This is a genomic window from Desulfobulbus oralis (assembly GCF_002952055.1).
Taxonomy (GTDB): domain Bacteria; phylum Desulfobacterota; class Desulfobulbia; order Desulfobulbales; family Desulfobulbaceae; genus Desulfobulbus; species Desulfobulbus oralis.
On the sequence record NZ_CP021255.1, the window covers coordinates 1,587,501 to 1,600,726 of the forward strand.

Sequence of the window (13,226 nt, forward strand, 5' to 3'; positions counted from 1 at the left end):
ATTTAGTGTTAGAGTCCTCACTTTCGTGCATGGGATTGTGGCTCGCTGCGCCTGCCGGGAGGCAATCATGTCCTGGGCAGGGACTGCCTGCACGCGCAGGCCGGGCGCGTACCACAGACTGTGAATCATCTGCGACAAGGTAAGGGGCATGGAATACATTCAGCATGGCTACCTGGGCATTCTCCTCTTTTTGCTGCTGGGCTCGTTGTTCGCCCTGCTCGCCCTCTTCATCGGGCGCTATTTTCGTCTGAGTCGGCCCTATGCCGAAAAACTGATTGCCTACGAGTCGGGCAATGATCCGACCGAGGCACCTCAGATGCGCTTTTCGGTCAAGTTTTACCTGGTCGCCATCATTTTTGTCCTCTTTGACGTGGAGGCCATCTATCTCTATCCCTGGGCCATCACCTACGATTTCCTGGGGATTTTTGCCCTGGTTGAGATGCTGCTTTTCATTTTTCTGCTTTTGGTCGGCTATGTGTATGCCTGGAGAAAGGGGGCACTTGAATGGATGAAGTAAAAGATATGGGGCTGGGGGGGATGATCCGGCAGCGGGCCGCCCACCTGCCTGAGGGCATGCGGATTTTCCCCGGGGCAGGCGCGATATTGGGCACAATTGATGCCTTCGTCAATCTGAGCCGTGCCAATTCCATCTGGCCTGTGACCTTTGGCCTGGCCTGCTGCGCCATTGAAATGATGGACACGGGTGCGTCCACCAACGATCTGGACCGATTTGGCATTATCTTCCGCGCCAGTCCCCGCCAGGCGGACTGCATGGTGGTGGCGGGCACGGTCACCAAGAAGATGGCGCCGCTGATGCGCCGTCTCTACGATCAGATGCCCGAGCCCCGCTATGTTATCGCCATGGGGAGCTGCGCGTGCAGCGGCGGTGTGTTCGACACCTATGCGGTGACCCAGGGCGCCGATCAGGTTGTGCCGGTTGATGTTTACGTTCCTGGCTGCCCCCCACGGCCCGAGGCTTTGCTGGATGGCTTTCTCAAATTGAAAAAAATCATACTTGCCGAGGAATACCGATGGAGCAAGGCGAGATAGCGGAAAAGATTCGAGACAGATTTCCGGACGACGTGCTGGGCGTAGTCGCCCACAGCGGACAGTTGGGCGTTGTGCTCAAAGCCGACAACAGCGCGGCCATTCTGGCTTGGCTGCAGCAGGACCCCGAGATGCAGATGGATCATCTGCGCGGCCTCTGCGGGGTTGACAACAGTAAACGGGAAACTGGTTTCGACGGTCGTTTTGAAGTGGTGTACCAGTTGTATTCCATCAGTCTTCGCCATGGCATTCGCCTGCGTGTGCCCCTGCCGGCAGACAATCCCCGCGTGGCCACCGTGACGCCGCTCTGGGCTGGGGCGGACTGGCTGGAGCGAGAGGTCTTCGACATGTTCGGCATTCTCTTCGACGGTCACCCCAATCTGAGTCGTGTCCTTATGCCGGATGACTGGGAGGGCCATCCGCTCCAGAAGGAGTACCCCCTGAAAGGCCCGGCCGAATGGTCAGGTCTGGTGGAAACGCAGGAAAAGGCAAAAATGCTCGATGAGCGCTACGGCTTTCATCCGCAGGCTGAACCAGACGGTCAGGCAGAGACAACAGCCGCGGGCACGCAGGAAGGCAAACTATGAATGCAGCAGGCAGACAGACATTGGATGTGCCGGTTCCACGGGGGGACGAGGACCGTTACCACGAGGACCGTTACCGTTTGCGCTTGGGACCGCAGCATCCGGCCACACACGGCGTTTTGCGGCTGGATGTGGAGTTGGACGGTGAGACCATTGTGGTATGCGAGCCCAAGGTCGGTTATCTGCATCGGGGCATCGAAAAGCTGGCGGAAAACCGAACCTATATTCAGGATCTGGTCCTGACCGACCGGCTTGACTATATCGCGGCCATGGCCAACAACTGCGGTTTCTGTGTCGCGGCGGAGGGGCTTTTGGGCATCGAAACGCCCATTCGGGCCAAATACATCCGCACCATGGTCAGCGAGATGTCTCGTTTGGCCTCGCACCTGCTGTGGCTGGCCTCGCACGCGCTGGACATCGGCGCCATGACGGTCTTTCTCTACTGCTTCCGCGAGCGCGAGATCCTGCTGGAGCTGTTCGAGGAACTCTGCGGTGCACGCCTGACCTTTTCCTACGCGCGCATAGGCGGGGTGCGGCAGGATGTGAGCACGTCCTTCATCAGCAAGCTGCAGGACTTCGTCGATATTTTTCCGGACAAGATTCCGGAGTATGAAACCCTGATCGATACGAACCGCATCTGGCTGAAGCGCACGGTTGGCGTGGGGGTGCTGAGCCGGGAGCAGGCGCTTTCCCTTGGCATGACCGGGGCCTGTCTGCGCGCCTCCGGGGTGGATTACGATGTCCGCAAACACCATCCCTACGATGCCTACGATCAGGTGGATTTCGAGGTGCCCATTGCCACGGAGGGCGACTCCTACGCCCGCTACCGTTGCCGCATGGAAGAGATGCACCAGTCGGTGCGGATTCTCCAGCAGTGCATCGACCAATTGCCCCCCGGCCCGATTTTGAGCGAGGATGCGCCCGATCTCCTGATGAAGCCGGCAAGCCGCGCGGCCAAGGCCGGCGAAGACGGAGAGGCGGAAAAGGCGAAAACCCCCTTCCCCGAGGGCGATTTTTATTCCTCCACCGAGGTGCCCAAGGGCGAGCTCGGCTTCTACTTCATTTCCGATGGCTCGGGAAAACCCTACCGGATGCATGTCCGCTCGCCTTCCTTCATTCATATCAGCGCGTTGAAGGCCATGTCCGAAGGCGGCCTGATTGCGGACCTCATTACCAATATCGGCAGCATCGACATCGTGTTGGGAGAATCCGACCGGTAATCCAGGAGAAACATCATGCATGCTCTGGTTCTGTTGCTCTATATCATTCTGCTCTTTGTGGTGGTGCTCTTGCATGTTGCCTATGCCACCTACTTTGAGCGCAAGATCATTGGTCACATGCAGGTCCGCATGGGGCCGATGGAGGCCTGCTGGCACGGGATCCTGCAGCCCTTTGCCGATGGCATCAAGTGCTTTTTCAAGGAAGATGTGGTGCCCGATCAGGTGGACCGGCTGTGCTTCCGCCTGGCCCCGATCGTGAGCTTCACCGCCATGACCGCCTCCCTGGCCGTGCTGCCCTTTGCGCCCGGCTGGGTCGTGGCGGATATCGACATTGGCCTCCTGTTCATCTTTGCCATGAGCGGCCTGGGCAGCTACGGTGTCGTGCTCGCCGGCTGGGGCTCCAATTCCAAATTCAGCTTTTTGGGCGGCCTGCGCTCCATGGCCCAGGTCATCAGCTATGAAATTGCCATGGGTCTCAGCCTGGTGGGGGTGATGCTCATGGCGGGCACGCTGAACTTAAGCGCCATTGTGGCCGCCCAGGGTTCCACCTTTACCGGGATGTACATCTTCCCGCAGATTATCGGCTTCGGCGTGTTCTTTGTGGCCATGCTGGCCGAGACCAACCGCGTGCCTTTCGACCTGCCCGAGGCGGAGAGCGAACTGGTGTCCGGTTACTCCACCGAGTACAGCGGCTTTCGCTACGCCATGTTCTTCATGGCCGAATATATTGGCATGTTCGTCATGTCCGCCATCGGCACGGTCTGTTTCTTCGGCGGCTGGAGCGGCCCCTTTGCCGTGCCCTTCTTTCCCGCCTTCTGGTTCGTGCTCAAGGTCTATGCCTTCATGTTCGTCTTCATCTGGATTCGGGCGACCATGCCGCGTTACCGCTACGATCAGCTCATGACGCTGGGCTGGAAATGGCTCATTCCCCTTGCACTCGCCAATGTGGTCTTGACGGCCCTGTGCAAGGCTATCTTCTGAGGGGCTGACTATGCGGATTCAGTATAAGAAAAAACGCAACCTGCTGCAAAATCTCCTCCTGGTCGAGCTGATGCAGGGTATGTGGCTGACCCTGAAGCGGCTGTTCTCGAAACCCATAACCCTGCAGTATCCCCACGAAATGCCCGTGGTGCGGCGGGGCTTCCGCGGCCAGCACGCCATGGTGCGCAACCCCAAGACGGGCCAGGCCCGCTGCATCGGCTGCATGAAATGTGTTTCCGTGTGCCCCTCCCGCTGTATTCATGTGCATGCGGGCAAAGATCCGGAGACCAACCGCCGCGTGGTCGATCGATACGACGTGGATGCGCTGCGCTGTGTGTACTGTGGTTTTTGTGCCGAGATCTGCCCGGTCAACGCCATCATCCTGACCGAAGTTTTCGCCTACTCGGCCCAGAACCGGGAAGCGCTCCACTGGGATTTGCCCCATCTTCTGGAGAACTGGGACCAGTATCTGGCCTCGACCGGCGAAAGCTTGGAGCATTATGTGAATCCCACGTGGCGGCCACGCGGATTTGCCGACAAACTTCTGCCTCCGGGCAAGCGCTTGCCCGTGGATGAGGAATGGAAGGGTGAAAAGCAGGTGACCGGCCGCGTGTGGCAGCAATCCGTTTCGGAACAAGGCAGGTAATCCCATGTTTCTCTCCATTTTTTTCTGGTATTGCGCGCTGGTGATCGTGAGCTGTGGCCTGCTGGCCATCAGTCTGCGCAACCCGGTGCACAGTGTGTTGTCGGTCCTGGTGCTGTTTTTCCATCTGGCCGGTTTATACCTGATCTTACAGGCCGAATTCCTGGCGGCCGTGCAGATCATTGTTTATGCCGGGGCCATTCTGGTGCTGTACCTCTTTGTCCTCTTCCTCATCAACAGGAAGGCGGAACTCCGTCTGGACAGCCTGGTGCCTGACGCCTGGATGGGCCGGCTCGCAGCCCTGGGCCTGTGCGCCTTCCTGTTCTGGGGACTGCGCTCTTTCAGACCGGGCATTCACGGTTCCTGGACCACGGACAGCATCGCCCAGGGCAGCCAGGCCCGCGCCCTGGGGCTGGAACTCTTCACCAAGTATCTGATTCCCTTTGAAATAGCGGGTGTCATTTTGCTGATGGCCCTGATCGGCGGCCTGGTGCTGGCGAAGAAAATCGACCGCTCGGCAGCCCCGCAGGAAGCAGATGCGCTTTTGCTTGAACAGGAGAAGGAGAACACGCCATGATTCCTCTGGGATGGTATCTGATGCTCTCGGCCGCGCTGTTTTGCATCGGGGTATGCGGCTTTCTGACGCGGCGCAACTTTATCATGATGCTGCTCTCCGCCGAGCTGATGCTCAACGCCGTTAACCTGAATCTGGTGGCCATGAGTCACTATCTGGAATCGCTGCGCGGTCAGGCCTTCACCTTTTTTATCATCACCGTGGCCGCCGCGGAGGCTGTGATCGGTCTGGGCATTGCCGTTGCCCTGTTCCAGCACCGCCGTGACGTCCATACGGATTCCTTCACTGATCTGAAAGGTTGAGGCCATGCCTATTTCCGTTCTTGCCATACCCCTGCTGCCGCTTGCGGCCTTTGTGTTGACCCTCCTCTTCGGCCGGCAGATCGGGACGAAGGTGCACTGGCTGCCCATAGCGGCGGTGCTCGGTTCCTTCTGCTGCGCTGTGGCCGCCTTTTTCCGCACGCTGTCGGGCGAAATCATCAATCAGGATGTCTACCTGTGGATTCACTCGGATGCGTTCCGGGTTTCGGTGGGCTTTTTGGTGGATCAGCTCACGGCAGTGATGCTCTTGGTCGTGACCAGCGTGAGTGCACTGGTGCACATCTATTCGGTAGGCTACATGAAGGGAGAAGAGGGCTATTACCGCTTTTTCGCCTACCTGAGCCTCTTTACCTTCTCCATGCTCATGCTGGTCATGGGTAACAACTTCATGCAGCTCTTCTTTGGCTGGGAGGCGGTTGGTCTCTGCTCCTACCTGCTCATCGGCTTTTATTTCGAAAAAAAGTCTGCCAGCGACGCAGGCAAGAAGGCCTTTATCGTAAACCGCTTCGGCGATTTCGGTTTCCTGCTGGGCATGCTTCTGGTGTACCTGCAGTTCGGCAGCCTGCACTATGCCGATGTCTTTGGCAAGGCGCAGCAGATCAGCGGCATGAGCCTGCACCTGCTGGGCATGGATGTGTCCTTGGCAACGGTGATCGCCATGCTGCTCTTCTGCGGGGCCATCGGGAAATCGGCCCAGATCCCGCTCCACGTGTGGTTGCCTGACGCGATGGAAGGGCCGACCCCGGTGAGCGCGCTCATTCATGCGGCCACCATGGTGACGGCTGGCGTGTTTCTGGTGGCGCGTTGCCATGTGCTGTTTGCCCTGTCGCCCTTTACCCTGCACTTCATTGCCGTCCTGGGTGCCGTCACGGCCCTCTTCGCCGCCACGATTGCCCTGGTGCAGACGGACATCAAGCGGGTTGTGGCCTATTCCACGGTCAGCCAACTGGCCTACATGTTCATCGCCTGCGGTGTTGGCGCCTATGCGGCCGGCATTTTTCATCTCTTTACCCACGCTTTTTTCAAGGCCCTGCTCTTTCTGGGCTGCGGCTCGGTTATACTGGGCATGCACCACGAGCAGGATCTGAAGTATATGGGCGGCCTGAAGAAGTTGATGCCTGTTACCTATCTGACCTTCCTGATGGCCTCACTCTCGATCTCGGGCATTCCTCCCTTTGCCGGTTTTTACAGCAAGGATGAAATCCTGCTTATGGCCTTCAGTTCCGGTAGCGCCGCCGGCCGCTTTGCCTACCTGATCGGACTTTTCGTCGCCTTTCTGACCGCCTTCTACTCTTTCCGTCTGCTCTTTCTGGTCTTCCACGGGACATTCCGGGGGAGCGAGGAGCAGAAGCGCCACGTGCATGAATCTTCGCCAGTGGTGCTGTTCCCGCTCGCGCTTCTCGCCCTGGGCGCGATCTGTGCCGGTTGGTTCGGCATTCCCGAGGCGCTGGGCGGCTCCAACCACTGGGCCAGTTTTCTGGAACCTGTGCTGGGTGAGCCGGAAACCCATGTGTCAAGGCCGCTTGAGCTGGGCCTGATGCTGGTGTCGGTGCTGGCCGGCCTGGGCGGCATTGCCCTGGCCTGGTTCATGTACTGCCTGAAGCCCGATATCGCGCCGGGGCTCGCCAGCCGCTTCCCTGGCCTGTACCGGGTGCTGTTCCACAAGTACTACGTGGACGAGTTCTACCAGCGTGCCATTGTCCAGCCGGCGCTGTGGCTGGCGCGTTCGGTCTTGCTGAAGGGGGTCGACACCCGGGGCATTGAAGGCGTCGTCAACGGTGTGCCGCATTTTTTTGGCACTCTGGCCCAGAGGCTGCGCCTGTTGCAGGACGGTGCGGTCTCCCACTACCTGGCCTGGATGGGTGGCGGCGTCCTGTTGCTCATGGCGTTGCTTCTGGTCAGATAATCAAAAAAAACACGGTTGAGCGGGGCTCATATGCCACTTTTAAGTGTTCTCATTTTCTTTCCGGTGCTGGGCGGCCTTTCACTGCTGTTTTTGGAGCGGAAGACCGAGACGGTACGCCTTGTGGCGCTGATTGTCAGTATCTTTGAGCTGCTTTTTGCGCTGCCCATCTTCTTTCTTTTCGACAAGACGACGCCCCTGGTGCAGTTCAAAGAGCAGCACGCCTGGATCGATGCACTGAATATCCACTATTTTCTGGGCATAGACGGCATCAGCGTGCTGTTCGTCCTCCTGACCGCGCTGTTGACGGTGCTCTGCGTCATGGTCTCGTGGGAGGCCATTCAGGACAGGGCCAAGGAGTTCTATATCGCCCTGCTGACGCTTGAAGGCGCCATGATGGGCGTCTTCTGCGCGCTCGATCTGTTTTTGTTTTATGTGTTCTGGGAGGCCATGCTGATTCCGATGTTCCTGATCATCGGCATCTGGGGCGGACCGAACCGCATCTATGCGACCATCAAGTTCTTCCTGTATACCCTGGCGGGCAGTCTGCTGATGCTTGTCGGCATTATCCTGCTCTATCTGGCAGGCGGCCACAGCTTCGACGTCCTGGCCCTGGCCGAAGCCGGCTTTGACTTCCGCCTGCAGGTCCTGGTGTTCTGGCTCTTCTTTGCAGCCTTTGCCGTCAAGGTGCCCATGTGGCCGGTGCACACCTGGCTGCCAGACGCCCACACCGAAGCCCCGGCCGCCGGGTCGGTCATCCTGGCCGGCGTGCTGATCAAGATGGGAGCCTACGGCTTCCTGCGCTTTTCGCTGCCCCTCCTGCCGCAGGCCACGCTGGCGATGATGGGGCCCATGCTGGCCCTCTCGGTCGTTGCCATCGTGTACGGCGCTTTCGTCTGCCTGGCGCAGAGCGATCTGAAGCGGCTCGTGGCCTATAGTTCGGTCAGTCACATGGGCTTTGTCACCCTGGGGCTCTTTGCGCTGAACCAGAACAGTCTCGAGGGCAGCATCCTGCAAATGATCAACCACGGTCTGGTTACGGGGGCGCTTTTCCTGGCCATCGGCATTGTCTACGAGCGCACCCATACCCGGGAGATTTCGGATTACGGCGGGCTGGCCAAAACCATGCCCATTTTTGCCGCATTCTTCATGGTGTTCACGCTGGCAGCCATCGGCCTGCCCGGCACCTGCGGTTTTATCGGGGAATGGCTGATTCTGCTGGGCGCCTTCCAGGCAAAGCCGCTGGTGGCGATCCTGGCCGCGAGCGGCCTGATCCTGGGTGCCTGGTACATGCTGTGGCTTTACCAGAGGGTCTTTTTCATGGAAGTGGGCGAAAAGGTGAAAGCGCTCAAGCAGCTCAGGCTGCGGGAAGTGCTGACGCTGAGTCCGATGGTGTTGCTGATTTTCTGGATCGGCATCTACCCGGACGTCTTCCTCGACTTTCTCCGCGTTTCCGTCAGCCGCCTGATCGAGCAGGTGCACAGTGCCGGCGGCGCCGAGATCGGGTTCAACCTCCAGACCTTTTGGCCCTGAATCTTCAGTGAGGAACGTAGCGCCATGAACGAACGCTTGCTTGCCTTGAGTGTCCGGTCTTTCGACTGGAGCATTGCGGCTCCGGCCATGCCGGAAATGATACTGCTGGCCATTGCTGTGGGCCTGATTGCTCTCGACCTTTTCGCGCCCCGTCAGCGCCAGTTGCTGCCGTGGCTCACCGTGCTGGGCGTACTGGCGGCCCTGGGGGTCAATCTGGGCATGGTCGTGCCGGCGCGGCCGGACGCCATGCTGGTCAACGACTCCTATGCGGCCTTCTTTGGCGTACTTTGCCTGGCCACTGTCATTCTGACCGCGCTCATGCGGGAGATGTACGCAGACCAAGTGGGGGCGCATCAGGGCGAATTTTACAGTCTTTTGGTCTTTTCCTCGGTCGGGATGCTGGTCATGGCCTCGGCGGTTGATCTGATAAGCATTTATCTGGGCGTGGAGCTGATGGCCCTCCCCATCTACGTGCTGGCCGGGATGCAGAAGGGGGAACGGCGCAGCAGCGAGGCGGCGGCCAAATATTTTCTGATGGGGGTTTTTGCCTCGGCCATGCTGCTCTTCGGCATGTCCCTGCTCTATGGTTTGAGCGGCAGCACCAGTGTGGCCGCGATCGGCAGTTGCATCGCCAATGCAAATCTGGCTGACAATCCGGCGCTTTTGGTGGCCCTGGCCCTGGTGCTGGCCGGGCTCTGTTTCAAGGTGGCGGTGGCGCCTTTCCACATGTGGACGCCGGATGTGTACGAAGGTGCCCCCACAGTGCTGAGCGCCTTTATGAGCGTGGCGCCCAAGGCTGCCGGCTTTGCCGTATTCGGCCGGATTATGCTGGCCATTTTTCCCGAGCTGCAGGGCGACTGGGGGCCGGTGCTGGCCTTTCTCGCGGTACTGACCATGGCGATAGGCAATATTGTGGCTCTGGCCCAGGCCAGCCTGAAACGGATGCTGGCCTACTCGGCCATCGCCCATGCAGGCTATGCGCTCCTGGGCATTGCCGCCGGTACGGCAGACGGCATGGCCGCTACCATGAGCTATCTCGTTATCTATCTGTTCATGAACATGGGGGCCTTTGCCATCCTGATCGTGCTCGCCCAGGGCAAGGAGCAGCTCGAGGGCATCGATTCCTGCAGGGGCCTGGCCGGCAGAAACCCGCTTCTGGCGCTGTGCATGCTGGTCTTCATGTTTTCCCTGACCGGGATTCCGCCCACCGGCGGCTTTACCGGCAAATTCTACCTCTTTCAGGCCGCGCTGGCAGCGGGCTACACCGGTGCGGTCATTGTCGCGGTGTTGCTGAGCGCCGTGTCCGCCTTCTTCTACCTGCGCATTGTCCGCTTGATGTACATGAGCGCCAGCGAGGGCCGGGCCAGCCTGAACAGCCCCTCCCCCGGGCTGGCGCTGGTCCTGGTCATAGCCGTGGCTGGCACGCTGCTTCTGGGCATGGCGCCGGGTCCGCTTTTTGACTGGGCGCTCAAGGCCATGCTGCTGTAATTCCGCCTGGACGCCGATTTTTCCAAACGCCGGGCCAGACTCCTGGCCCGGTTCGAGGCCCAGGCCCGCTTCTGCAAGGCCGCCTCTCCACTCTATCACCGCCTTTTTACCCTTTTGGGCGAAAGGCTCGCTCAGGATGCGGCCTTTGCCGCCTGGATCCTGGAGGCGGCGGCAGGCCGCTCCTCCTTTGACGTGCCGCTTCTGGTGCTGGCCGGTCTGCACTTTCAGGTGCTTAGCCGGCGACCGGAGGCCCGCGAACTGGCCGCCTACTATCCCAGCGTGGGCGGCCCGGCCCCGGCCACTGCGCCTGGACTCGGCCCTACGCTTTTTGCCACGCTGGACGCGCTTCGGGACGAGCTGGCCGCCTTCATCGCCACCCGGCCGGTGCAGACGAACGAGGGCGCGCGCGGTCTCTGCTGGCTGTTGCCGGCAACCTATACCGGCTGGAAAAGCGCGCATCTGGTGGAGCTGGGTGCAAGTGCCGGCCTGAACCTGGCAGCCGATGGCAGGCGCTACGAACTCTCCCTGCAGGGCGGCGGCCTGCAGGTCTTTGGCCTGGGCCGGGAAGACGCCTTTGCCGTGCAGGGCGAGGGGGATTTTGCGCCGCCCGCAACCGGAGTTCCGCCGCAGATCCTGTCTCGAAGCGGCTGCGATCTGGCGCCGCTTGCCCTGGCCGACAGCGCAAAGCGGGCCTATCTGGCCGCCTTTGTCTGGGCCGACCAGCCCGCCCGGCTGCAGGCACTCAAGGCCGGCATCTCAGCCCTGCTGCAGGCAAGCAGCCACTCGCCGCTCTCCTTCGAAGCCTGCCGCCTGCCGGAAGAGCTGCCGGCCTATCTTGCGGGCCTTGGCCGGCTGGCTGCACCCTGTATCCTCTTCAACAGCTATATCACCATGTATCTGCCGGACAGGGGCCGGGGACTTGCCCCACTGGTTGCACGCTGGGCCAGGGCACAGCCTCATCCCGTGCTCTGGCTGCAGTGGGAGCATCTGCGCGGCGACCATGCGCCCAAGGCCCCGGTCCCCGGCTGGCTGGCCTGGCAGGTGGATCTGTGGCAAAACGGTCGGCATGGGCACTGGCATCTGGCGTGGGTGCACCCGCACGGCAGCCGCGTCTGCTGGCTTCCGGCTCTGGCCCCATGGCGGGATTTCTGGTCCTAGGCTCAGGCGCCTGGCCCTGAAGGGCGACTCCGCTTCCTCTTGCCGCGGGCGGCCAGATTGTGTATGTTTGCCGCACACGGCTCCGGCTGTAATGAAAAGAGCGAGGCGCGCCTGGCCGGTGCGCCATCGCGCGTCTCTGGGGTGCGAGCTCTCCTGCCCGCATCCGCTCAGCCCGAATAGAGGAGATACGCCCATGGAAGCACGCGAAGTGACCGATACCAGTCGGGTCAGAAACAAGGCATTCTTGAGCAAAATCATGAGCGCCGAGCAGGCGGCCGAGCTGGTGCCCAACGGCGCGATCGTCGGCTTCAGCGGCTTTGTCGGTTCCGGCTGCCCGCTTTTGGTGCCGCCCAAGCTGGCGGAACGCGCCAAGCGGCTGCACGCCGCGGGTCAGGACTTCAAAATCAGCATCCTCTCCGGCGCCTCCACCGATCCCAACGTGGACGGCGTGCTGGCCGAGGCCGAGGCAGTGGCCTTCCGGACGCCCTTCTTCACCGACAAGAATCTCCGCGCTGCGGTCAACAGCGGCAAAACCGGCTATATGGACGTGCATCTCTCGTCTCTGGCCGGGCAGGTCGAAGCCGGCTTTTTCGGCAAAATGGACTGCGCCATTATCGAGGTGACGGGCATTACCGAGGAGGGCAAGCTCATCCCCTCGACCTCCATCGGCAACAATCCCCTGTGGCTCAAGCTGGCCGACAAAATCATTCTCGAGGTCAACACCATCCAGCCGCCGGAGCTGGAAGGCATCCACGATGTGGCGCTTCTGGGCATCGCGCCCAATCGCAAGCCGATTGGCATCAACAGGGTCAGTGACCGCATCGGCTCGCCCTACATGGACGTTGACCCGAACAAGGTTGTGGCTGTCGTGTTGACCGAATCCGGCGATCGTGTCAACAAGTTCAATCCGCCTGATCCGGTCTCCACCGCCATCGGCGACCATGTCGTGGCCTTTCTCAAGCAGGAAGAGGCGGCCGGCCGCCTGCCCAAGGGCAGGCTCCTGCCCCTGCAATCCGGTATCGGCAACGTGGCCAACGCCGTCCTGGCAGGGCTCGCGCGCGCGGGCTACAGGGGCCTGGAATGCTATACCGAGGTCATTCAGGACGGGCTGCTGTACCTGATTCGTGATGGCGTGGTGGATATGGCGAGCACCGCCACCATTTCGCTCTCCCCGGATGCGGTGGCGGAGTTCCGCAGGGACGTGGCCTTCTACAGCAAGCACATCATTCTGCGTCCCCAGGAATTTTCCAACAATCCCGAGGTGATTCGTCGCATAGGGGTGATCGGCATGAACGGCATGCTGGAGGCCGACATCTACGGCAATGTCAACTCCACCCACATCATGGGCACCGGCATGATGAACGGCATCGGTGGTTCCGGCGACTTTGCCCGCAACGGCTACATCTCCATCTTCCTGACCGGTTCCACGGCCAAAAACGGGGCGATTTCCTCCATCGTGCCCTTTGCCGCCCACATCGACCATACCGAGCACGACACCATGGTGGTGGTCACGGAGTACGGTTTTGCCGACCTGCGCGGCAAATGCCCGCGCGACCGGGCCAGGGCCATGATCGCCATTGCCCATCCGGATTACCGGCCCATGCTGCAGGACTATTTCGACCGCGCCTGCGCCCAGCCCAAGCCCGGCCAGACCCCGCACATCCTCTCCGAGGCCCTGTCCTGGCACGACCGCTATGTAAAAACCGGCACCATGAAGCCGTAAGGCATACGTCTGGTTTATATCCCCTCTCCCTGCCCGGGCAGGGAGAGGCTTC

General features: G+C 60.7%; 13 protein-coding genes. All 13 read left to right on the top strand.

Features of this window, described 5'->3' with window-relative positions; translation table 11 throughout:
* Positions 1-148: 148 nt before the first annotated feature.
* The gene (locus CAY53_RS07000; protein WP_017866714.1) at positions 149-517 is read left to right on the top strand and encodes an NADH-quinone oxidoreductase subunit A; all 369 of its coding nucleotides are present in this window, start codon (positions 149-151) and stop codon (positions 515-517) included.
* Positions 518-573: 56 nt separating this feature from the next.
* Positions 574-1,050: an NADH-quinone oxidoreductase subunit B gene (locus CAY53_RS07005; protein ID WP_181040461.1), complete on the top strand. Its 477-nt coding sequence runs from the start codon at positions 574-576 to the stop codon at positions 1,048-1,050.
* A complete protein-coding gene (locus CAY53_RS07010; RefSeq protein WP_104936514.1) occupies positions 1,032-1,634 on the top strand; it encodes an NADH-quinone oxidoreductase subunit C in 603 nt (200 codons plus the stop codon). Before CAY53_RS07005 ends, CAY53_RS07010 begins: the two co-directional genes overlap by 19 nt.
* A complete protein-coding gene (locus CAY53_RS07015; RefSeq protein ID WP_245874755.1) occupies positions 1,631-2,851 on the top strand; it encodes an NADH-quinone oxidoreductase subunit D in 1,221 nt (406 codons plus the stop codon). The genes CAY53_RS07010 and CAY53_RS07015 overlap by 4 nt, the downstream gene beginning before the upstream one ends.
* A 15-nt stretch (positions 2,852-2,866) precedes the next feature.
* Entirely contained in the window at positions 2,867-3,832 is a 966-nt protein-coding gene (nuoH, locus tag CAY53_RS07020) for an NADH-quinone oxidoreductase subunit NuoH (RefSeq protein ID WP_017865734.1), read from the top strand.
* Positions 3,833-3,842: 10 nt separating this feature from the next.
* Entirely contained in the window at positions 3,843-4,478 is a 636-nt protein-coding gene (gene nuoI / locus CAY53_RS07025) for an NADH-quinone oxidoreductase subunit NuoI (RefSeq protein ID WP_104936515.1), read from the top strand.
* Positions 4,479-4,482: 4 nt separating this feature from the next.
* Positions 4,483-5,052, top strand: a complete 570-nt coding sequence (locus CAY53_RS07030) for an NADH-quinone oxidoreductase subunit J family protein (RefSeq protein ID WP_104936516.1) — start codon at positions 4,483-4,485, stop codon at positions 5,050-5,052.
* Positions 5,049-5,351, top strand: a complete 303-nt coding sequence (gene nuoK / locus CAY53_RS07035) for an NADH-quinone oxidoreductase subunit NuoK (RefSeq protein WP_017865737.1) — start codon at positions 5,049-5,051, stop codon at positions 5,349-5,351. Before CAY53_RS07030 ends, nuoK begins: the two co-directional genes overlap by 4 nt.
* Before the next feature lie 4 nt (positions 5,352-5,355).
* Complete coding sequence (gene nuoL / locus CAY53_RS07040; protein WP_104936517.1) at positions 5,356-7,275, top strand: NADH-quinone oxidoreductase subunit L; 1,920 nt, start codon at positions 5,356-5,358, stop codon at positions 7,273-7,275.
* 30 nt (positions 7,276-7,305) lie between these two features.
* A complete protein-coding gene (locus CAY53_RS07045; protein WP_104936518.1) occupies positions 7,306-8,805 on the top strand; it encodes an NADH-quinone oxidoreductase subunit M in 1,500 nt (499 codons plus the stop codon).
* Between the two features lie 24 nt (positions 8,806-8,829).
* Positions 8,830-10,293: an NADH-quinone oxidoreductase subunit N gene (locus CAY53_RS07050; protein WP_017865740.1), complete on the top strand. Its 1,464-nt coding sequence runs from the start codon at positions 8,830-8,832 to the stop codon at positions 10,291-10,293.
* 42 nt (positions 10,294-10,335) lie between these two features.
* Positions 10,336-11,451 (top strand): DUF2332 domain-containing protein, encoded by a 1,116-nt coding sequence (locus CAY53_RS07055; RefSeq protein ID WP_245874912.1) that lies wholly within the window; start codon positions 10,336-10,338, stop codon positions 11,449-11,451.
* Positions 11,452-11,644: 193 nt separating this feature from the next.
* Positions 11,645-13,174, top strand: a complete 1,530-nt coding sequence (scpC, locus tag CAY53_RS07060; RefSeq protein ID WP_104936520.1) for a succinyl-CoA:acetate CoA-transferase ScpC — start codon at positions 11,645-11,647, stop codon at positions 13,172-13,174.
* Positions 13,175-13,226: the final 52 nt, after the last annotated feature.